The organism is Streptomyces sp. NPDC002520 (assembly GCF_053595235.1).
The window spans coordinates 97,948-120,702 of the sequence record NZ_JBSFXG010000019.1 but is presented as its reverse complement, the minus strand read 5'-3'; the positions used below and the strand labels follow the sequence as shown (position 1 = coordinate 120,702).

1 protein-coding gene (only partly in view) is annotated in these 22,755 nt (G+C 71.7%); it reads left to right on the top strand.

This entire window lies inside a single protein-coding gene on the top strand: locus tag ACWD5D_RS25460, encoding a scabin-related ADP-ribosyltransferase (protein WP_451375051.1). The 69,549-nt coding sequence extends 20,518 nt beyond the window's left edge and 26,276 nt beyond its right edge, so the window shows coding positions 20,519-43,273, spanning codon 6,840 (partial) through codon 14,425 (partial); the first codon wholly inside the window starts at position 3. Both codon boundaries (start and stop) fall beyond the window edges.

The window sequence follows — 22,755 nt, the reverse complement described above, 5'->3', positions numbered from 1 at the left end:
GGGACGAGACCCACAGCGTCATGTTCGCCGAGGGCGTCCGGGTCAGCGACACCCAGACCGACGCGCTGCGCCCGCTGGCCCGGCGGCTCGCGGCCTACGCGCACGAGTGGCACGGAGTGCCGGAGGCCGTGCCGCACATCCGGATCGTCGGCTACGGCAACGGCCAGCTGCTGGCCGTCTCGCCGGCCGCCGCCCGGCGGAAGGGACAGCAGCGCGCCGAGGCCGCCGGCACGGTGCTGCTCCGCCTGGTGTCGGAGGAACTGGACTCGCTGGGCGCGGAGCCGAGCGCGGCGGACCGGTTCAGGTTCACCACGACCGGCGCGGCCACCTCGCGCGGTGCGGGCGTCCTGCTCAACCCGGGGCTGCGGACGAGCGGCCGCAGCGCGGTGATCACGGTCGACTACCCGGCGACGCCGGACCGCGTGACCTTCGGGCCGGTGTCCGTCACGCCCGAGCCCGGCCCTGTCATGCCCGAGCCCGACCCCGTCACGCCCGAGCCCAACCCCCTCACGCCCGACCCCGAGTCCCGTACGGCCCGGGAACCCGGAGACCTGGCCGGCGCCCCGGACCGCCAGGAGGACCCGGCGCGTCCCGTGGACGAGGGCGGCGCGGAGCAGCCGCTCCCGCTTCCCGAGGCGACCGACCCGAGCCCGCGGGGCCTGTTCCGCGCTTTGGCGTCCCTCGACCTCCTGGAGCCCGGGCTGCGCGACTCCGACGGCCGGCCAGATCTGGCGGCGCTGGGCCGCTGGGTCGCCGACGCGATGACCGAAGCCGACCTGCCGCCCGGACCCGTCGACCTCACCGGCCCGGCCATCCCCCTGAGCGAGCTCAACGGCGCCGGGATCACCCTGACCCCGAAGCAGCGCGCCCAGGCGGTCCTCACCGGCAAGCTCGGCCCGGCCTCGCTGGAGGGGATCCAGCGGACCCGCTACGCCGTGGCCACGTCACCCGAGTGGCCGGAGCCTGTGTCCCGGGCCGCGTTCAACACGGTCTCCCGCATCCAGGGCATCCCCCTGACGGACCTCAACAGCCACTCGGCCCTGCCGGAGCCCGCTCCCGCGCCCCTGCCCGACCCCGTGTCCGAGCCCGGGGCGCGACCCGCCGGGCCCGCCCGCGTCCCCGTCGACGCCGACCCGCTCGGGGCGGTGGGGCCGTTGTCCCACGAGGGGGATGCCCCGCACGAGGAGTTCGGGGAGGCGGTGACGGAGCACGCCCCCGTCGACCGGGTCGCCGAACAGGACGCCGCCGACACCCTGTTGCTCTTCGCGCCGCCCAGCCACCTCACCGACCCGGACTTCCGGCTCGGCAGCGGCAGCGAGGGATACGAGATCGTCGACGACACGCTGCTCGCCTCCGTGCGTGACGCCGTAATCGGCCTGCTGCCGCGATCCCTGCGCGCCCAGGCCGGCCCCGCCCTCGACCAGCGCCTGAGCGGCCTGAACGCCGGAAACGACCTGCGCGCCGCGATCAGTGACGCGCTCACCCTCCCCATCGGCAGCGGCGACACCGCGTTCACCCTGATCCTCCGGGCCCGTCCGGCCGGCTGGACGCAGTTGACCAACCCGCGCGGCGAAGTCCTCGTAGGAAACGAGGTGTTCGACACGGCCACGCGCGAACTGCGCGAGGATGACGGCGAGCGGCAGGCCCGGGTCCACGGGATGACCGACCGTCGCGCCACCCAGTTCGCCGGCCGCACCCGGACCGGAGCGACCGAACAGGACGCCTCCCTTTCCGGCGCCCTCGGCCTGACCGGGGGGCTGCGCGGCTTCGGTGCCCTGCTGCGCGGCCCGTGGTCGGCGGCGAACAGGGCGGAGACCACCTACGTCGGCTCCACCGTCCTCGACCACCAAGGCGTCAAGCACTCCTCCTACCGGGCCGTGACCTTCCTGTCCGGCCTCGGCCTCGATGCCGTGGTCCTGCTCCCGGGCGGCGGCCGGGGCCAGTGGCACGCCTTCAAGGAGAACGCCCTCTTCATCAACGTCGCCCGCGAGGCCACCCGTTCCCTGCCCCGGGACGAGGACGGCCCCGACTACGCCACCTCGGAGTACTGGAACCAGCGGACCGCCACCCGCGAGGCCGACGCCGACCTGCTGCGCGCCGCACTCGACACCGCCTCCCGGCTGCGAAGCGAGAACACGGCCGCCGGGCAGCTCGCCTGGCAGTCCTGGGAACCGGCCGACACCCCGGTCCCGGCCACCCCGGTGCCCGGTACGCCCGTCCCCGGTACGCCCGTCCCCGGTACGCCGACCCCGGGGGGCGACGTGCGCCTGGGCAGCCGCGCCCACTTCGAGGTGATCCAGGGCGCCGCAGCCTTCCGGTCCGCCGTGTTCCGGCTCGCCGGGCCCGAGTTCGCCGAGGTGGGTCACCCCAGCCACGCCGTCCTCATGGACTTCGCCTCCTTCGACACCCTGATCGCCGGCATGCACGACGCCACCGACGGGTTCTTCCGCTCACCGGAGTACTTCTCCGCCGACGGGACCCGGCACGGGGTGATCAGCGTCAAGGCCCGCCATGTCAACCCGACAGTGGTGCGCGACGACGACTTCAGCCGTACCGAGTTCGAACGGGCCCACGTCACGACCGCCGGACGGCAGCTCACCAAGACCGACCGTCTGCAACTCGGCGGCTCCGTCAACTTCACGGCGGGCACCTCCCAGGTGCGGCTGACCGCCAACGCCGGGCTGACCGGCACCCGGACCGTCCGCACGAGCACGCCCGGGGAATCCGTCACCGGGATCGACACGTCCAAGCTGATGCTCCACGAACGCTCCACGGTGGTCCGGTTCGACACCGAACTGACCCTTACCGACGATCAGGGCGGCACCCAGACCGTCCCGCTCACGTCGTACGTACGGATGCTCGCCGCGGAGGTACCGGACGGCTGGCGCACGGAACCCGCAGAGGAGATGGACTCGCACGGCGCGGAGCAGCGCGCCCGTACCGCCCCCGAGCGCCGGCTGACGATTCCGGACAGGTTCCGCGCATACCTGCCTGGAGCGGTATGGATCGGCGACCTCGACCCGGAGGGCCCCCAGCAGATCCTGCTGCGGACCCTGGCGCTGGTCCGGTCCGAGTTCCCCGGCTTCCTGCCGCCCGAAGGGACCGGCGGCCCGGGCCCGCGCGCGGACGCGGACACCCTGCGGCTCCACGGCAACCTCGCCAAGCTGACAGCTGCCCTGGGCGGCCAGCAACTGCGCGGCAGGCTCCCCGCCATGCTGAACGTCGGCGAGTCGGTCGTCCTGACCGGGCTGGACGACGACCACCAGATCCAGGTCACCGCGCGCGCCACGTACGACCAGGAGAGCGCGGCCAAGGTACGCACCCTCTCCGGCGACATGGAGATCCTGAGCGCCTACGGACACGACCTGACGACGACCTCCACCCGCGGGAGCGCGCTCAGCGCCGCCGCCGACCTGTCCCTGAACATCGCCGCAGCCCAGATCGGGCCGCTCGACGGAGTGGTGCCCCGGGGCAACGCTTCCCGGGGCCTGACCCGCACGCAGATCACCCAGAGCGGTGTCATGGCGCGCGCCGGCACGGGAGTGCTCGCGGAATGGATGACCGAGTTCGTCACCCGGTTCACCGTCCAGGTCAGCGTGGAGCAGCGGCTGCCGCTGCACACGCCGGCGCCCGCCGTCATCGAGGGAGACACGCCGGCCCCCGCCACCATCGGGGGAGACACGCTGGCCCGGGAGGCCGAGGAGATCGAACTCCAGGACCGCTCCGCCCCGTCCCGGCAGGGATCGAGCGAGCGCATGCCCGGTGCCTTCCCGGACGACCCGGACGTCAAGGGCCCGCTCCCCGGCGGCGGGGATGTGGACGGGGACGGGGACGGTTTCGAACCGAGTGAAGTCGGTGAGCCGGCGGGCCCCCACGACGCGGAGGCGGGACTCCCGCGCCCCGTCACCGCCGGCGCCGGCGCCCCGCCCCGCGAACTGCGGACGGTGCCGGTCACCTTCACCGGTACCTTCGTCCTGCCCGACGAACTCCTCGACGAGACGCCGACCGACGGCCACGAACCCGTGTCCGCGACGTCCTTGCGCTCCGAGGAGGGCCCCGACGGCCTGCCCGCCCGCGTCCCCACCGGACACGCCGACAGCGGCCTGGTGGGGACCCCCGACCCCACCGGGTACCTGCCCCTGGACACCCTGACGTACCTGCACACGGGGCCGGCGCTCACCGCGATCGAGTCCGGTCTCGCGAGCGTCGGCGTCAGCGGGCTCCACGCGATCGACCACGCGGCCCTGCGAGGGATCCTGCACACCCTCGGCCAGCGGCTGCCGGACTTCACCCAGGGATCCCAGACGCTGTTCCAGCGCGAGGTCGGCACCCATTGGTCGGGCGCCCGGCAGATGGCGGCCGTCACCCTGCATGCCGAGGTGGTGGGGCTGAGCTCCATCGGCCCCACCACGTCCCTCGGCTATTCCCTGTACGGGCACAGCGCGCGCAGCGTCGTCACCCGGAACAGGAGCAACGCCCTCTCCGGCATGGGCGGGGGCGTGGAACTGCCGCTGGGTGTCGCCTCCGACCAGACCCTGCGCGTCCGCGGCGGCTACCAGTACACCGACGACGCCCCCGAGACCTCCATCGAGGGCCTGATCGGCCGTACGGATCTCATCGACGCCTCCCTCGGCGCCCAGGTGTGGAGCGACGCCCGGGTGAGACTGCGGCTCGGCTTCTCCGCATGGAACGAGAGCGGCCTGCCCGAGCTGGTGGGCGGCGCGCTCGGCCTCAGCCGCTTCGGTGAGCGGGCCTCGACCGGCGAAGTGACCGTCGACGGCCTGATGCTGTTCAGCGCCGCGGAGGCCGTGGCACTGGAGCTCCTTCCGGAAGACCACCCCATGGCGGCCCTGCCCGAGGCCCCCGGCGACTCCGACGGTTCCGGCGGCACCATCGGCTCGGCCGAACCATTGGTGGCGCCCGTCGAAGAGGACGGCGCGCTCGGGATCTCGCTGGTCCGGGACATCCCCGACCTGCGGGCGTTCCTCGCGGACCAGGTGATGCCCTGGATGAGGGCCAACCTCGGGCGCGAGCACGCCGCGGCCGTGGAGCGGGAGTTCTTCAAGCTGGCCTCCCGCACCGGCGTCCGCTCGTCCGTCGAGGCCCTGCTGGACGGGCTCACCCTGCACGTCCCCGACCGCGACCTGGGCACCACCTCCGTCGCCGAGATCGTGTTCAAGGCGAACCTCCACCGTGCCGAGCCGCTGGGCAGCACGAGCGAGCTGCGCCTGTGGGACCGGGCCGGGAACGCGACCCGGCTGCTCCAGACCGCGACCGATGTCGTCTCCTCCCACAGCGCGCAGGGCACGCTCTCCCTGGCCAGCGCCTCCTTCGCGCCATGGGACGTCAACCAGGACGCGACGATCACCCTCCAGGGAAGCGGCACCCGTACCAGCGGCTTCCGGCAGTCGGTGTCGACCGAGCACACCGTGCTGAACGCGCTGCGCGGCGTGGGCGTGCTCGGGCTGAGCGGGCACACGGTCAGCATGTCGGTCGACATCCGGGTCCACCGCGCCCTGACGGCGGGGGTGCCGGTCCTGGGCTCGCTGCCCGGCATGGTCCTTCCGGCGCTCGCCCCCTCCGTCGGCCGGGTCCTGACCCATCGCGTCGGCCCGACCGACCTCTCCGGGCAGCTGAAGCTCGCGTTCCCGAAGGAGATCGGCGTACCGTCCGGCACCGGTGCGCGCCGACCCCGTCCCGCGCCCCGGATCACCCAGGTCACCCAAGCCCCGGCGCGTACCGGGCTGCCGCTCACCCCGGTGCTGCTCAGGGACACCATGGTCTCCTCGGTCTCCGGGCTCGGGACGCTGCGGGAGGCGGCCCACGGGCTGCTGCGTGACCTCTCCCCGGCGGCCCACTCCTGGCATGGCATGCCCATCTCCGCCACCGAGACCCTGGAAGCGGTCTTCGGCCCGGCGTCCATGGTGGGGCGTTTCCTGTCGATGACGCAGCGGGGCCTGGAGGTCGGGCTGACGATCCCGGGCGTCGTCGGCGACACGTCCGGGGTGCTCACCGTCTCCGCGGACGTCCAGAGCGTCCATGCCGTGAAGCCCGGCGACATCACCATCTCGGGTGCGACGAGCCGGACGTTCACCCGGTCGGGAAAGAAGGCGTGGAGCAACCAGTACCACGGGCTCTCGGTCCGGGGAGACCTCGCTTTCCGCCTGAACCAGCGGGTGACCGACCAGGACACGACCGGCCCGACGGGGAACGTGCACGAGGGGGTCACCGGCACCGGCACCCTCCAGACGACCTGGCTCGCGGAGACCGGCGGCGACCGCAACACCGCGGACACCGGCGAGAAGCGCAGCAGGCGCTCCTACCGGCTGCTGCGGACCGGCGACGTGGTGTGGACCCTCACCTGGCGGCCCGAAAACGGGGCGCCAGGCACCGTGCAGGTCGTGGTCCCCGACGGGGCGGTCCTCTACAGCCCCACCGCCGCGGCCCGCGCCCTGACCGTACTCCGGCCGATCACCCCGGCCCCGCAGCCGTACGACCTGACCCCGGCCCCGCAGCCGTCCGAACTGACCCCGGCCCCGCCGGCCACCACCTCCGCCGGACCCGCCCTGGCGACCATCCCCGAGGAGGGACAGGTCGCGGAGGAGCTGATCGCGGACGGCCCGGTGGGGAAGGAACCGCCGACCGGGGAGGAGCCGCCCGCCCCGGAGCAGCCGGAGCCCTCCTGGTCCTCGGAGCAGCCGGAGCAGCCGGAGCAGCCGGAGCTTTCCGGGCCCCCGGAGCAGACCCCCCAGGTCGTGGCACCTGCCTTCGTCCGGGGCGGTGCCGTCGGCTCCATGACCGTGGAGACGGTACCGGTCTGGACCGAGCAGCGCGCCCGGTTGTGGGCCGCGGCGACCGCCCTCCACCTGGACGCGTCGATCCGGCCGGAGGTGGAGCAGGCACTGGTCCGACTCCTCCTCACCAACACTCCGGAGGCGTGGTCGGCCCTGTTCCGCGACGGCACCCGGCTGGCCGTCGGGGACAAGCTCGTCTGGCTGCTCCCCACCCCCGCCGACCTCGTGGCCCCGGTCCCCGGCTCCGGGCCGGCCCCGGGCGCCCCGACCCGCTACCGCATCGCCTTCGGTTCCACCAGCGACAGCGGGGAGCGGTCGACGGAGACCACCACCGGCCTGGAGTCGATGCTCCAGTTCGGCTTCCAGCTGGCCTCCGCCTTCGCCTCGGCCGCCACCGCGGGCGTGCCGCACCTCGGCCTGTCCTTCGCACGCGGCCGGTCCCGCGGCTGGGAGCAGGAGGTCATCTCCGGCATGAAGCCCCTCATCAGGGGGACGGCCACCTTCGTCAGCCAGCTGCGGATCCACGTCTACCTGGACGGCGTCCACCACCCGCACTCGGTCGTGGTGCCCCGCGGCATCGGGGTCGAATTCCCCAAGATCTTCTCGGCGCCGCCGGTGCCCCTGCGCCTCGACGAGGTCAGCTCGCCCGCGGACATCCCGGCCGGCCGGGAGAACGCGGCCGACCACACCCAGGGCACGCTGCACGCCCTCGACCTCGTCCCTGTCGTCGCCGGGATCCAGGCCAGGCTGCGCGCGGCGGGACTGCGGCCCGACGCCGTGGCCACGGTGTCCGCCGAGATCCAGAAGGTGGTCAGCGAGGCCGCGGCCCTGGACCGCAGCCGCTTCTGGTTCACCAGCGGGGACCGCAGCGCGCCCGTCCGGCACAAGCTCAGCAGGCTCGCGGAGTTCCGGGGCCACGTCGGGATCCGCGCCGAGGTCACCGGCGCCACGCTGCGCGAGGTGACCGAGGCCCTGCGCACCCGGGCCGACCTCGGCCTGGGTGCCACCCGTGGACAGTCCCGCACCGGTTCGAGCGGAGCCTCGATCTCCTTCGGGAACTCGGTACTCGGACTCACCAGTGCCCCGGTCAAGGACCAGCCGCGCGGTGTCCTGCCGCTGGCCATGGTCACCCTCGGAGCCACCCGGAGCGACGGCTTCGCCACCTCCACCAAGGCCCAGAGCCACACCGTGCTCAACACGGCCGCGCAGGAGTACGCGCGCTACGACGCGAAGGTCCGCCTCACGGTCACCATCGACTCCGACACCCACCGGGGCATCGAGCCGGTGGTCCTGGAGACGTACGGCGAGATCGGCGTGCCATGGCGGTACGGGCAGGGCGCGGCCGACTGGGAGACGCGCACCCTCGGCGCGATCCTCACGCCGGGACTCGAAAGCCACGCCAACCCCGAGCCCCAGGCCGTCCAGGACACGGAACCTGCCCCGGATCCGCAGCCCGAGTTGGTCTTCTCGCCGGGGGTGCTCGCCCTCATGCAGGCCGCGGGCCTCCCGAGCGGCGGCGGGCCGCGCCGGCATACCCCGGCCCCGCCGCACCCCTCGGAGCCGCTGTCCCTCGCGGCCCGGCGGCAGGAGGCGCAGGGGCTCGGCTTCAGCACGCTCCTCGCGCTGCCGGGATCGGAGTCCGTGCTGGGGGAGTTCGCCGCCGCCCTTCGGACCATGGCGGGCCCGAGCCAGGTGACCGCTCCCGTCCTGCGCCGGCTCTCCGTCTTCTTCGGCACGCCCGCTCTGGAGGCCTCCCTGGCCGACCTGCTGGTCGGGCGCACGCACGTACTGCACCTCAACGGCAAGCAGTACCGGCTGGGCCTCCGGGCGACGCTCGGACGGCGGCTGGGCGGCGCCGACTACTCGATGTCGGTCAACACCAGGGCCACGGCGGCCTGGGGGCTCACCGGCAGCATGTCGACCGGGTGGACCGCCTCCGGGAGCCTGGGCGCCGCCCTCCGGGTCCCCGTGGGCTCACGGCTGCGCCTGCAACTGGGCGCGCTCCGGGGTCGCTTGCAGTACGGCAGGGAACTGGGCAACGAACTCGTCGGCACGGTCAAGGAGACCAACCGGCACGAGACGAACGGCCTGGTCCACCAGGGGAACTACCAGCTCCGCTGGGAGCTGGCGGTCCACCGGATGTCCTCGACGGGCACGGTCCGCCAGAGCAAGGTCTGGGCGCTGGAGAAGCCGGGAGGAACCTCCGCGCAGGTCCTGCTGCCGAAGGTGTTCGCACCCCCCACCGCCTTCGCGCCCTCCGAGCTGGGGACCATCGGCACGGTCACCCACCACAACGAGCAGCCGGCGGACGTGGCGGGGGAGGTCCGCGCTGATTTCACCACCAGCGGCTCCTCCGGCGTACGCCCCTCGTTCCTCGCGGTGCGGGCCCTCGGGCGGCACATCGCGGAGGTCTACCAGGGGTTGAACGGGATGAAGGGGGAGTGGCTCGCCGACTCCACCCTGTGGCCCGAGGAGTTCCTGGAGGCGACCGGCCCCGACACCCTGGCCGCGTACTTCGGCGCGCTGACCTCCCACGAGGGCTTCGAGGTCGCCCTCCCGGACCGCGACGGCTGGAAGCAGCGCCTGACGTTGCGCATGGCCGCCTACAACACCCGTCATCAGGGCTCGACTTCGGAACCGGTGGAGATCGAGCAGTACAGCCAGCTCACCTCGCGCCGTGCCGACGAGAACGGCAGCGCCGTCACCGGGACCCTGGCGTTCCAGCTCGGTCCGCAGGGGAGCTGGGGCGGGGACGCGACCACGCCGGTGGACGAGGAAGAGGGCCACGACTCCCCGGACCAGCAGGACGGCGGCGGAGCCTCGAAGAGCCGCGCGGCCGGGGCCCTCCAGGTGTCGGCCGACGTGGCGCGCGGTACCTCGCGGAAGACGGCCGAGGGCATGATGAGCATCAGCCGCGCCACCTACGGGGGCACGAAGGACCGGCTCACCGCCGACCCCGTGTTCCACGTGCGGCTCGAACGCCGCAAGGGGTCCCGTACCGAGACCGGGGAGCGGTGGCTGCGGGTCAACGGCGGGCTGGAGATGCTGATGCCGCCGTGGCGCGCGGCGGAGATCCTCCGGCCGGCCCCCACACCCTCTTCGGAGCCGGAGTCGCCGGCGGGGCCCTCCGACGGCACCGGCTCCGCGGAATCGCGGCCGGTGACCCCGGATCCGGCCACCCCGACGCACACCTACGCCGGGCAGTTGCTGCGCGTCGGCGTCGCCCACCCCGAGGTGTTCCGCGCGGACGGCGTGCTCGGTGTGATCCAGCGGCTGCTGGCCGCCCGCGGGGTCACCTCCCCCGGCGTGCTCGACGCCGTCCGCTCGGCGTTCTCCCCGCGCGCCCTGGCCGCGCAGGTACCGGCGCTGCTCGGCTCGGGCGTCCTGCGGGTGATCCCGAAGCCCTCGCCGTTCGGCACGACCGAATACCTGGCCGTCAACGTACGCATGGAGTCGGTGGCGGCCGCCACCGAGCAGGCCGACCACCCCGACGTCGAGCTCACGGGCCGCGCCCAGGGTTCTTCGGAAGTGGCGCACACCACGACGACCGGATACTCCCTGGGAGGCGAGGCCGGGATCAGGCTCCGGATCGCCGACCAGGATTCCGGCGGGAGTCACAGGAACGGCGGTCTCGAAGCGAGCATCGGATACTCACGCAGCCGCGGCGCCGGCACCACGAACTCGGCCTCCGAGCTGGACATCCACCGGATGACGGTGGGCGGGGCCACGGCCTTCACCCACGCCTTCACCCTGCGCGTCGACATCAGCATGTCGAAGCAGCCCATGGAGCTCGTCTCGGCGCCCGTCCGCCTGATCACCGGCGCGTTCGGCGCGGCGATGAACACGCCCGTACTGGCCAAGGGCCTTGGTGTGCCCTTCAGTCCGACCCTGGGGACCGGCCTCGGCAGGTACGCGGAATGGCACCGGTCCGGGACCACCGAAGGCTCGATGCGCATCCTGGTCCCCACGCGGTTCACCGAGCCGAATCCGCATACGGCCGCGGCGCCGCCGCCGCTGATCCACCGGCCCAAGGGCGACAACCCGCGCTGGGTCGGTCCGGCACCGGCGGGCGCCGGCCAGACCCCGGCCCGGACGGCCGTCGACATCGCCGACCTGCTCGCGGAGCACGTCATTCCGCTCGACATGCCCGCGGCCCACGCCGTGCGCCAGTGGGCGAGGTACGCCCCCGCACCCGTGGGCCGGCGCCCCGACCTCGCCAGGATCGCGGCGGACGAGGAGTCCGGGCCGACCCCGTCCGAGCTGACGACGATGGCCGGTCTGCGGTACGCGCACGCCACCAGTGCCGAGGTGATGCGGCCTCGGCTGGAGGACCTGCTGCGCGGCAGCTACGAGGTCCCCGTGGGGAACACCACCCGGACGGTCCGCTTCGAACTCTCCCGCGTCCGGCCCTTCGGGCCGTCGGAGGGTACCGACCTCACGGCCCGGCGCTACCAGCAGGCCGACAGCGCCGCCGAGGCCTCCACCCACTCCTCTTCCGGCGTGGAGACCACCCTGGGGCCCGACGGCGGCGGCGACTCGGACGGCGTACGCCTCTTCGAGCGGCTCGTGGGCTCCTACGGCCGGACGGTCGGCGAGGACACCTCCGGCGGGCAGAGCCGTACGGAGGAGACCAACGCGGTCTCCCAGGCCGTCTACGGCGGACTGGAGGCGGACCTCACCGTCACCGTCGGGGGAGCGTTGCGCTTCGACGTCCCCGCCGGTCTGCACATGCTGATCCGGCTCGACAGCGAGGGCCGGATGGTCGACGAGACCGTCGACGACCTGCTGTCGGCCCTGACCGACGGGGCCGGGCAGGACGGCCTGTCCCGGCCGCCCTCCGAGAAGTCCCTCGGCAAGCGCCGGTCCACAGACGAGTCCGGCACCGAAGAGTCCGGCGCTGACGTAGAGCGGGATGCGGCCGACGAGGAGGCGGAGTTCGAGGGAGCGGACGAGCTGAGCCCGCAGGCCGTGGCAGCTCTCGCCCGGCTGCGCCGTGAGCTTCCCGACTCCTGGCAGGAGCAGTTGGGCGACGCTTCCAGACTCCTCGCGCTGCCCTGGGCGGAGACGGAGGAAGAACAGGTCGCGCAGCGTGAGGCGGCGGTGCTGACCGCCGCGGCCCTGTACGAGACTCCGCGTGAGACGCTGGCCCTCCTCGACCACCACGGCTCCCGGAACCCTGACAAGGGCGAGCCGCCCGCCCGGGGAACCGCCCTCCTCACGGCCCTGCACGAGGCGCTCCACGACCTGCCCGTGGGCCAGAGCCCCCGCAAGGGCGGCTCGCTGCAGGGCACCGGCTCGGCGTACGAGGGCATGTCCACCCCGGGGGCTTCGGGCTCCGGCCTCCGCTCCCAGGAGCAGCCGGATCCCGGGAACGCGTCTCTCCCGGCTTCGCTCTCCGACCCGCTTGCTGTTGTCGGTCCGGTTCCGGTTCGTGATATGTCCCCGACGGACTGGATACGTGACCGGGACGCCCGGGACGAGAATCTCCTCTTCGCGCCGCCTGAGGCGTTCACCTCCGCGAGTCTGAGGCAGTACGGGGGGGCGGGTACGTTCGATCTGCCTGATGGGCGTCTTTACGGGGAGATTCGTGGGGCGATTGTGCGGGCGGTCCCCGTGGGTGTGCGTGAGGGTGTGCGGCGGGCGCTGGATGAGCGGTTCTCGGTGGAGAGTTTCATCAGTGAGTTGCCGCAGGCGATCGGTGACCGTCTCGTTCTGGGTCTGCATGTGGACGGCAGGTATTTTGAGGCGGCTGTCCGGGTGCGGGTGGGTGACTGGCGTCAGGTCACTGATCCGCATGGTCGTCGTCTTCCCGGAACCGAACAGTTCCTGGCGCCGACGGTGTCCTGGAAGCGGGAGCCGCGTACTCGTCAGCTTCTTGAGTCGGGTGAGTCGGTGGGGAGCAGCCGGACCCGGGCTCATGGCATTGGGTTGCCTGCTGCGATGCTGCTCAATCACACGCTCGATGCGATTCCGCATCTCAGTTCGGCGGCTGCGGTGTTCAGTTCGGTGCTGGCCGGTTACAGCGCGTCGTCGACGAGTACGGTCTCCTCGGGTGCGACCACGGCCCGCTATACGAAGGGCACTTATCGGGCTGTCGATTTCCTGTATGACGTGCTGTATGACGTGACCGTTCAGGGTGTGGGCGGGTCGGTGGCGCCGAGGCAGCACCAGGATGTTGTGGAGCGGGCGTTGGTGGGCCGGCACGACCGGCGGTTGCTGCAGAGCCGGCCCAAGCCGTCGGAAGACGTCACACACGCGACCTCCGAGTGGTGGCAGGAACCCGTGCCGCCGTCCCGCAGGGGCACCGCCCTGCTCCGCAAAGCTGTGGGGACTTTGGGGCAGCACCGGGCGCTCGCCGCCCGGGACACCACGGCCTATCAGGAGTGGCGGCCGGTTGAGCAGGAGGAAGGGGACGGCACGGATCCGGCCGTCACGGAGGTGGCCCCGAACCAGCGGGACATCCCGCTGCGTGTTCCTCGTACTTCGGTGGTTGAGTCTTTCGATCACACTGAGGCGTTGCGCCGGGCTGTGTTCTCTGTGCTGCCCGATTCGATGTCGCGGGTGGGGACGCCGGAGAAGAGTGCGGTCGATGCGTTCACGGCTGTTCATTCGATCGCGGGTGCCCTGCATCGGGCCATGGCGGGCGGCTATCTGTCCGTTCCGTTCAACACCGGTGGCGGGGTGGTCGAGTCCGTCGAGCTGAGCACCGACTTCCACGACGTGAAGCTGGTGACCGAGGAGGATGGCACGCCTCGGGTCGACTGGATGATCCATATCGATACTGAGGATGTGAACGTCGACAACGTCGCTCACCGTCACAGTGGCAGTGATGCTGTGTCGTTGTCCGCGGCGGCGTTGTTGGGTACGGGTGCGGGGCAGTTCGGGTCGACTGTCTCTGTTCCGGCGTTGGGGGGCAGTCGTTCGGTGGGGGTGTCGGATCCGGGGCAGCAGGCGGGTTCGGTGACCTTGCACAAGGTCAAGCTGGAAGAGCCGACCGTGGTGCTCGAGGGACGCACCCTCACCACGGTCCGGGGCCGTGGCCCGGCGGTGCCCGTGGAGGGCACGGCCCGGGTGCGGATCCTTCTGCAGGACGCGATACGGCTGGGGCTGGTGGACGGTCGATTCGCTCCCCGGGCCACTGTGGACGGGCCGCATGCGGGGAATGTCGAACTGCATGCCCGTACTTCTCCGGGTCGGCGGTTGCGTTTCGCTCCGGTGCTGGACGGCTGGCTGCCGCAGTTGAGCCGGGTCGACTCTGTGGATCACGGTGATGCGGGGCGTCTGATGGAGCGGGTGGTGCGTGCGGTGCGTGCGGTGGCGCCGGACATGCTGCCGCCGGACTTGGACGGGGGGAACCCGCAGGCTGCCCCGGTGCGTGGGGTGAAGGCGCATGAGCACACCAACCTCATGACGATCACCAACCTGGTGCGTCCCGAGCCGCTGGCGGCGCGGTTGCACGACATCGTCAATGGCGGGATTTCCGTTGTGCTGAGCAGGCCCGGGCTGACGGGTCCGCAGGAGGTGGTTCTGACTCTGTCCGGCACCCTGGATCCGGACGACTTCACGCATCGGGGGATGTGGGACGGCAACAGTGAGACGTATTACGGCGGTTTCTACGAGCTTCAGGGCGACCGGTCCACCGCGTCCTCTCTGGAGGGCGGTTTCGATGTTCCGTTGAACTACAGCTCGACTCCTGACCAGTTCACGTTCCGTGGTGCGGGTGGCCGTATCGCGCCGCGGGTGGGGACCGGTTGGGTTTCGACCACGGGCGGCGGGTTCTCCGTGGGGGGCGCGTCGGGTGGCGGGTCGCGGTTCATGGCGGGTTTCGAGGGTGCGGTCGACGTCCATGTCACGGTGTCCCGGTCCGGCCGGCCCGCGCCCGTGGCGACTCAGCCGCCCGTGGCTGTCATGGACGGCGGCAACGTCATCGAGCTGACGACGATCCCGTCCACGACCGGCGAGCCGACGCAGGGGGCGGACCTGGACGCGGCGGAGGAGGGCCGGGTCGGTGAGGACGTCCTCGCGCCGGTCATGCTGAAGGTGCGTCTGATGGTTGCCGACGACCTTTTGGAGGAGTTGGGGCCGGACGGGCGGTGGCACGACTCGGTCGGTATGCGCTCGCACCTGGACCCGGACACGCGGATGGCCAGCCGGGAACTCGACCCGAGCTGGCAGGAGCTCGTCTACGAGCCGGGTGAGAACGAACGTCCGCCGTTGCACACCCTGTTCATGGCGGACACCAGCCGGATGCACACCGAGGTGGACGGACTCCTTGCCGAGCTGGATGTGGATCTGGAGCCTTCGGAACGGGTCGGTCTGCATACGGCGCTGAACGCGATGGGCTCGCGTGTCGAGGACTTCATCGGCGCCAGCCGCCCCTTCTGGACCCGCACGGTCGGCCGGGACACTTTCGGTATGCCGGTCCGGCTCGAACTCCAACTCCGGGCGACCGTGAAGAAGATGACGACCAGGGGTGTGAGCCAGACCTCCTACCAGTACGACCACACTCTGACGACGGCCTCGGTGAGAGACAGCGCCACCCGTGACCTGATCAGCTGGAGTGGGTCTGTCGGTGCGAACGCCTCGTTCACCTCCGACCCGCGCCCGGAGGATTATGGTGGTACGGCCGAGGAGCGGAACGCGGCCACGGACAACTCGCATACTCCGACGGCCGGTTACCGCTACGGAATGGGAGCGCCGCGCACTCTGACGGTGAGTGCCGAGGGTCAGAGTGACCGGGTCGACATCGTCCTCGGTGACCAGGAGCACATCTACGCCCAGATGGAGTACCGGCTCGTCGCCACGCTGTCCTCCCGCAGCCCCGTACCGCTGGGGGCCGATCCGGCCACCGCGCGTACCTACGGGGAGCGCACGGCCAACCGCACGATCAACAACGCCCACGCCCTGCTCGTGATGCCGGCCGGGCGCGCGCAGCGGATGCGTGCACGGGGCCACGAGCGCGCGGCCGAGAGGGCTCAGGCGGCCGTGCCGGGGCCCTCGCGGCTCCCCGAGGTGCCCTCCATCACGACCGATGGCCTGTTCCCCACGACTCACCCAGCCGATGGTCTGGGCCATGCGGTGCTCTATGACATTCCTGACTTCACGCCGGTGGTTGAGCGGACCCGGAGAACGCTTTTCCGGCAGCTGGATGCCGATCACGCTGAGCTTGTGCTGACGCGTCTGCGTGCTGCTTTGGCCACCCGGCAGGGCACCAAGGCCGCGATGGAGCCGATGGCTTCGGGTGTGTTCCGGATCGTGGTGCCCTACCGGGGTGCTGTGTCCACGGCGCTGGCCGTGGTCACGGCCCGGGTCGACCTGTCCAACCCCGTCCACACGGGTGACGCGGACACTCTTCACGTCATCGAGGGCAAGAACGTGCGCCGGGAGGACGTGTCGTACTCGGCGTCCTCTTCCTGGTCGCATTCCGGCAACGTCGGCTGGAACTACGGGCACGCGTTGCACGACCCGACCCAGCCCGTGGTGGACGGGGGTGGTGGTGTCGGTTTCGGTGCCGCCTACGGGCAGGGACGCTCCCTGGGTTCCTCTCTCGGTCAGACGCGCAGCTCCGGTCTGCTGCACGTGGACACCCCCGCCCTGGTGGCCTATGACATCCGAGTCAGGATCTCCCTCGACCACTACTGGGGGGCGACCGCGTCGACCGGTGTGATCGGTCCGGTGCTCTCCCTGGTCGGCAAGCACACCCGGCACCAACTCGTCGATGCGAATTTGCGCAGGGGGCTGACGCTGGCGCATTCGCAGCAGTTGATGCAGCCCGAACCTCCCACGGGCCCCGGCCGGCGCAGGCCGCAGGCGATCCCCGCGCACGAGGCCCCGGCGCGCACCGGTCTGCGGCCTGTCCCTGAGGACTTGACCGAGTCGTTCATCGGCACCATCGGCGGACTGCGCGCACTTTTGGCCCAGGCGGAGAACCTGCTGGAGGAGAACGCGTCTCCGGCGCTGGGCGGCAACAGCTGGCACGGTGCCCGCGCCCACGTGGAGAGCCGTCTGGCCGCCGTGTTCAGCATGGCCTTCATGCATCAGCGGGCCGTTCACCTGCTGGGCGGCGGCACGCTCCGCGTCCCGCTGACCGTCCCTGGCATGTTCATCAACGAGGGGCTCACTCTTGTCCTGTCCCTGGACCACGACGACTTGAGTGTTACGTCGACGCATGGCGAGGGTGCGGGGACCATCACCGGCAGCATCGTGAAGGACTTCCGGCGTTCGCACCGCTCGGTCGGTGGCGCGGTCGATGCCGCTTTGCGTCTGACGGGTTCGGCATCGCTGCGTTCCGGTATGGCCACGGAGGGTCCGGATGTCCTGCGGCCCGGTGTCGGTGTGGACGTCGGGCGGGGCCGGGGGACCGGTCAGAGTGGCGGGGGTCTCTCCAGCATGCTGGAGAGCGGCGACAAGTCGATGGGCACCCTGGGCGAGGAACTGGCCGACTCGTCCCAGCGCAGGTACACCCACCTGTCCGTGGGGCGGGGCCGTTGGCACATCGGTCTGGAGCGGTCGGACGGAACCGGGGCCGGTGTCCAGGTCACGGTGGAGCAGGACGCCCTCACCTTCTTCGCGCCCGAGGAACGGGCCGAGCAGCTCCTCGCGCTCGAACCGGTGGTCATTACCGAGCCCCTCGTGGGGGCGCAGCCCCCGTCACGCGGCCTGCGCGGCCTGATGCCGGGTGCCTGGCAGTCGGGCCCGGACAGCGACAGCGACACGGAGTCGGACACGGGGCAGGCGCAGCGGACGTCCGACGCGCCGACCTCGGAACCGGTCGCCGCGCCGACCGAGCCGAACCTGCCCACCGACGAGGAGCGCGACAACCGCGACCGGTGGCCGGCCGTGGCATCCGATCCCGCCTGGATGCCGGACGAGGTGCTCCGCGATCTGCCCGTGGGCCAGAAACCCGGCGGGGGCGGCTCGCGTCCGGACACCGACCCGGCGTACGAGGGCATGTCCACCCCGGGCGCCTCAGGCTCCGGCCTCCGCTCCCAGGAGCAGCCGGATCCCGAGAACGTGGCGCTCCCGCCGAGCCCCGCGATCGGCGCGCTCATGAGCGGCGAACCCGATGACCTGGCGGCCGAGCTGGGCCCGGTGCCCCGGCCGGAGCAGACCCCGGTGCACCAGGATCCGGCCTCTGCGTCTCCTCCCGAGTCCGTCCCCGCCTCGCTCTCCGAGTCTCTTGCTGTTGCCGGTCCGGTTCCGGTTCCTGAGATGTCCCCGACGGACTGGATACGTGACCGGGACGCCCGGGACGAGAATCTCCTCTTCGCGCCGCCTGAGGCGTTCACCTCCGCGCAGGCCCCCGCGCCGCTCCCCGAACTTGCCACCAGGCCGGCCGAGTTGAACCTGCCCGCCGCCGAAGCCCTGACCGACCTGCGCCCGGACGACCACGAGCTAGTGGGAACCCAGGTGGAAACCCGGTACCTGCACCCGGCAGCGGACGGAGTGTCCGAGTCCGCTCCGGCGCCCTGGGCGGCCGACCGGGTGCGCTTCCTCCTCGTCGAGGCCGACGGCGGCGCCTTGCTGCTCCGCGGCCCGGAGGGGATCGCGGAGCCGTACGCCCCCGACCAGGCGGCGGACCTCATCGCGGAAATCCTCCGACTCGACCGCGAAGCCGGAGTGGTCCCGGAGGCATTCGTCCTGGTCGGAGCGGGGGGCGAGGACGGCTGGCAGGACCTCGCCGACCACCTGTCCCATCGGATGCGCACACCGGTATGGGTCGCCGCCACGCCGTCACGCCTGGAGGCAGGCGCCGACGGGATCGCCCGCGTCCGCACCGAAGCGGACGCCGAGTGGATCCGCGTCGCCCCCCCACAGCCCGGGTCCCTCGGGGAGCAGGCCTTCATGGAGCGGGCCGAGCGGCTTGGCGCGGCCTTCGGTACGTTGAACGGCACCGTGACGGAGCTCGTCCCCACCGACTCCGCCGTGCGCCGGATCCACCTGCAGGAGGCGATCGCCGAGCAGGTCGAGGCGCTGGAGTGGGCGAGCACGCAGGCGGATCTGGATGCCGTTGAGTCGCGGCTGGGGCAGCTGTATTCCACGGTGGAGGCGTGGCGGGATGAGGGCGACCCTGCGGTTGATTACGCCCTCGTAGAGGAGGATGACGAGGATCTCGGCGTACCCGCGCGGCTGAAGGACCGGCTGAGCTCCGCCCCTCCCGTCACCGCTGAGCAGGTGCCGACGCAGGCGCAGATGGCGGCTCGCGGCATCGAGCCGAACCCTGCCCAACGGCCACGTCTCCTGTCTCCGAGCGAGACCGGGTCCGACGACGGCATCACCCACCCCGAACGCGACCACTTCCTGCAGACCGCTCACAGACAAGCGGAGATCGCGGAGGAAGTGCGGCGGAAGGTGGGGCCGCGCGTACGCCGCGTGCTGGACCGGCAGGACCTGGAGCGGGCGGTCGCGGATGTTCTGGCCGCTCACCAGGGACAGAGCGGCGCGGGAACGCGCGACCGGGACGATTCCGGGCCGGCGGCACGGCTGTCCGCGGACGACATGTCGGCGCAGGAATGTCTGGTCCTGCTGCACTCGCTGCGGAACAGGCTGTTCCCGGAGGGCGTCGCCCCCGCCGGTCGTGGCGTGGACGACAGCGTGCTGGATGTGCGTCCGCAGGAAGGCCCCTTGGCTCTCGGCGAAGGCTGGAAACGAGTCGGCTCCTGGGGAACGGTGGAGACCGCGGTCGTGAAGACCGGTCCTGGCAGCGTCGCGTTCGTTCTCGCCCGGCGCCTCGACCGCATGGGACACGCGTTCGCCGCGTACGCGCTTCCCGTCGGCGACACCGGCGAGAACCCCGCCGGTGACGACGGCAAGGCGAAGACGAGGGTCGTCTGGGTCGACGTTCAAGCCTCCCGGGTCAGTGACGTCCCGCCGCCCATCGCGCCGTCCGAGGCGCGCGCGGTCATCGTCGACGCCACCGCCAGGGTCGCGGCCCACGCCCTCCCCGACCACATCGAATCCGCCTCACCGGAACACGCGCTCGTCGACCCTGCCCTCAGTCACCAATTGGGCAAGATCGGCTGGGAAGCCGAGCTCGAATACATACTCGTCGCGGAAGGACTTCTTCCCAAGAAGGTTGTGGCCAGGCACCCTGGCACCGGGTTCGAGATCGTCACCGACGAACGCGAGTTCTTCCGCGGCCAGGACGACAAGCTGTACCTGACGCGGGACCAGGCAGCCGAAGCGGGGGGAGAACCGCGGTCGGAAGTGCGTCTGATCGCCGAGCTGGTCACCTCGCCCCTGGCGGTGCTGGAGGAGGACGCCGGGTGGGTGGACGGGGAGGACGGGTTCGAGCAGCACATGCGCACACGCCGGCTCCTGGAGAGAACGGACCGGGAAGGTCACTCGTTCCTTCTGTCGGAGCTCCTGACCGAGGAGGACGGCTGGGAGATCGAGTACGAGGCGCCCGTCGAGGTTCTTCCGTCTGTCTCGGGAGCGGGCCATGCCGCCTACACCCAGTTCACCGTCGGCGTTCCCGCCGCCGGACTCGACCCCCTGCTCGAGCTGGCGCGTTCCCACCTGAACAACCCGTGGTTGGGTGTGCTGATCGATGCGGGACGTGACTTCGCGGACCGTCTGGCAGCGGAGTACGCGCAGCGGCTGCTCGAACGGGAGGTGACGCCGAACGAGGCGCTGTTCCTGACCGATCTCGTCGGCCTGGACGCACTGCACGGCTACGCATGGCTGGTCTTCAACCATGTCGCCGCGCTTCCCATGTGGAAGAGGAACGGGTTCAAGGTGCTGGCGAAGAACGTGGTCCCGGCCGCGTCCCGGACACCCCTCGATGTCCTGCGCGGTTCACTGGAGGAAGAGGTCAAGGACTTCCTGGTGGATCGCGAGGGCGACATCACGGCCTTGTTCGAGAACCGAGTGCGCGCTCTCATGGACGAGTTCCTCGGGGACGCCGCCGATCCTGCGGGCGGCACGGAGCACATCCTGGAGGAGCGATGGAAAGAGGGGACGATATCCACGAGGGACTACCTGGAGACGGCCCTGATCGGCTCTGCCCGCTCCGGCGCCGCGGTCACCCAGCACGCCATGCTCGGGATGGAGGACTACCCCGATCTGGATGACAACGGCGGGCGCATCACCCACCCGCTGGCCCTCATCGAACTGCGCGACTACAACGCGGACCCCGACGTGCCCGGCCTCGGCCAGGACCGCCGGTACCTGACGGACCCCGTCCTCCAAGGGGTTTTCGAGGAGATCAGTGAACTCGCCGTCGACGCCTACGAACAGGCCACACGCCTGAGGCTCGCCCCCGAATGGGCCGCGGACGTTCTCCAGCATCCCCTGGTCGTCCAGATCGCGGAGGTCTTCGAACGCACAGGCAACCTGACGCTGAACGACGCCGAGGGCAACAGGTATCAGGTTCTGCCCGCCCTCGACAAAGCCCTGCTGGCCAAGAAGGTCGCCGCCCATGCCGGGCGCGCCGAACCCCTGTCGCCGGAGGTCGGTCGCCGGCTGAATGCGCTCCACATGACACTCCAGCAGGGGCTGGACGCCCTGCAATCCGTCCCCGCTTCCCGGGTCCGGTCGAGTTTCGAGCAGGCCGCGTCGGCCGTTCGAGCGGCCCTCCGCAGGTTCGCCGGCGTCTCCCATGGGCAGGGGCAGCCGGCCCCTGGTGGACTCGCCGGTCCCTCGGCCCCCCCCGTTCCGCCCGGTGACGGCCTCTCCCCGTCCGAGGGTTCGGACTCGACGGGCGAGGCCGAGGTGGTGGCCGCTCTGGAGGGCTTGTGGCGGCGGGAGTTCCGAGGTCCGCTGGACCTGGACCTGGTGGCCGGCGCCGTACTGCACCTGCCGCCCGGCAGCACAGTCGACGAATCCCACCGCATCGCGGTGCTCGACCTCGTCGAAGAGATTCTCGATTCGGACCAGGCGGACGAGTTGACGTCCCTGCGCGACCTGTCCCTCCACCACCTGGCGCCGCTGCTCGGCGAGGACTCCGTCTTCCACGACGCCCACGGCCGACCCGGCCGCGACTGGGATCTCCACGACCCCGCGACGAGCCGGGGCGAGCTGATCACCGGCTCGGTACTGGTCCCCGACCCCGCCCCCGACCGGATCGAGCTCGACGTGCTGACGCCCGCGCCGTGGGTCCGCGCGGGTGGCACCGCCTACCCCGTCCTGCTGCGACGCGACCCGTCCGGCCCCGTGCTGCACCACGCGGGCACCGACTACTACCTGGGCGACCAGGAACTGGCGCAGTTGCTGGCCCGTGATCCACTGCTGGCGGACCGGCCCGACGGGGTGCATGTGGTGCTCGCCGGATCCGGCACGGGAAGCGGCCCGATGGTGGCCCCGCGCGCGGTCGCGAACGCCGTGGGCAGGCCCACCTGGTCGTACACGAGCACGCTCTTCCGGCGTGAGGTGATCCAGGCGCACGCGGACGGCGAGGACGTCGCCCGTCAGCACTTCGGGGCGCACCGTGACGACCGCCGGAACCTGCCGGCCGGAGTGTGGGTCAGGTCCGACGTCGGCGACAGCTATCTGTTCCCCGGTGCGACCAGCCAGTCCGACGGGCTGATCAGCGAACCCATCGTGGACGGCGACGGACACCCGATCGGCCGCGCCTCGCTGGCCCCGGACATCTGGGCACGGTCCGAGCGCTCCTTCCAATCGCTGAACTCCTGGCGCACCCACCACGTCCTCAATGCCGCGGCTGACGCGGTCGTGCGCTCCGACGTCCCGCTGCCCTGGGCGCAGCGTGGCGAGCAGCCGTACTTCTTCAGTGCCCACGGCAGCAACCAGACGGTGCACGTACGGCACATCGACGGCGACGAACTCCCGCTCGACCGCGTCAACTTCGGGCAGGTGCTGCGCCGCCGGCCAAGTCTGTCCGGACGACCGCCGGCCGACCCGGTCGCACTTCTCGTGTGCAACGCCGAGCTCCTGCCCCCCGGTGAGGATCCGCTCACCCACCTCACCGTCGGCGGGCAGCTCGCCAACGACCTCGGTCGCC